Here is a 1,343-nt window from a genome sequence, read left to right on the forward strand (position 1 = left end):
AACAGGTTGTTCGGCCCCGGTCGATAGGCCACGATGAAATCCGTCTCCTGATCTGCTTCCTGATGCCGTCCAACTGGGGGAAGACACAATGAGCTAATGTCGACCTTAAAGCCGGATGACAAGGCGCAGAGCTGGCGAGTGCGAGCGTGGAACGACGATGCGGTTGAGCAGCGTTTCCTCAAAGAGGATTTGATCGCCATCGGAGGGCCGGAAATGCCCGACGTGTCGGTATGGCCGGGGGACGAGTCAATCCTCCGGACGCTGAGGGCCGCGCTGCCAGAGCGGCCGGAACGCGCGTTCCCCGTGTTTGTGAGGTACTGGCGATGCTTTAGGATCGACATGCGACCTGGCGATGTGGTCGTGGTACCGATGCGTCGGAGCCGCGCCGCCGTAGGCGTAATCGTGGGAGACTACCGGTTCCAGGCGGACGAAGACGACCCTTACCTGCGGCATCGCCGGCAAGTTCGGTGGACGGCCGAGATAGACAGATCAGTCCTCGACAACAGGCTGCGCAAGGTTGTCAACGCACCGGGCACGCTGGCGCGGCTTCCGCCGGGGACACGGCCCACAGTCTCCGTGGAGGCCTAAACGCCTGGTCAGCGGGTCACCGGCCCGCCGCTGCCAATGACGTCGATCGGCGGCCCAGCCTGGCCAGCAGGTACTGCAAGCCGGCCCACGCCCGTCGGTATCCATCCCCGGGACGCCCTTTCCTCGCCCTCCTCGCCTATCCGCAGGTCGGCGGCGTACTCGTAGGCGTTGTTCGGCTCCTTGGCCAGAAGCCGACTACGCTCGGTGAGATCATGCGACCGCAACCGCGCGTAGTCCATGATCGCGCTCACGGGCGGGATTCCGGATGGTGGCCTCATCGGCAGGGGAGGGCTGCGCCGCCTGGCATGCGCCCGATCAGCGGCAGATCCGGATACCCGAGTGCGAGTCAGGCCGGCTCGGGATTACCGTCCCGTGATGACCTTCGACTTCGGTATTACCGGCTACCAGCCTGCCTGGCTGAACGGCGCTGCTGAGGTCGCCGGTCGTCACGCGCATCGGCTGCGGGGCTTCGTCGGCCGGCGGCTGACGTCCAGTTGGGTGGTGTGGGATGACGATGACGACACCTGGTTTGCCGACTGCCCGGTGGTGTTCGACTTCGACGACGAGCGCCTTGAGGTCAATCATCAGAAGTTTGATGATCTGTCGATCACGTATGGGTCGATCGACGTGACGCGGAAGCCGGTGTGGCCGACCTCAGACGCGTTTCGGCTCCGCTGGCGCAGCGATGCTCCCGCACTGAGCCTTTTCCAACCTGATCTGGCAGTTCAGGGGCGGTGTGCGTAGCCCGGTGATCG

At 64.6% G+C, this 1,343-nt stretch carries 2 protein-coding genes; one reads left to right on the plus strand and one right to left on the minus strand.

Annotated features, from left to right (window positions below; translation table 11 throughout):
• Positions 1-596: 596 nt before the first annotated feature.
• Complete coding sequence (locus AWW66_RS32180; RefSeq protein ID WP_067374604.1) at positions 597-839, minus strand: hypothetical protein; 243 nt, start codon at positions 837-839, stop codon at positions 597-599.
• A gap of 124 nt (positions 840-963) precedes the next feature.
• Here AWW66_RS32180 and AWW66_RS32185 point away from each other — a divergent pair, with 124 nt between their 5' ends.
• On the plus strand, positions 964-1,332 hold the full coding sequence (locus AWW66_RS32185; RefSeq protein WP_211272175.1) for a hypothetical protein: 369 nt from the start codon (positions 964-966) through the stop codon (positions 1,330-1,332).
• Positions 1,333-1,343: the final 11 nt, after the last annotated feature.

This window comes from Micromonospora rosaria (assembly GCF_001567585.1).
Lineage (GTDB): Bacteria > Actinomycetota > Actinomycetes > Mycobacteriales > Micromonosporaceae > Micromonospora > Micromonospora rosaria.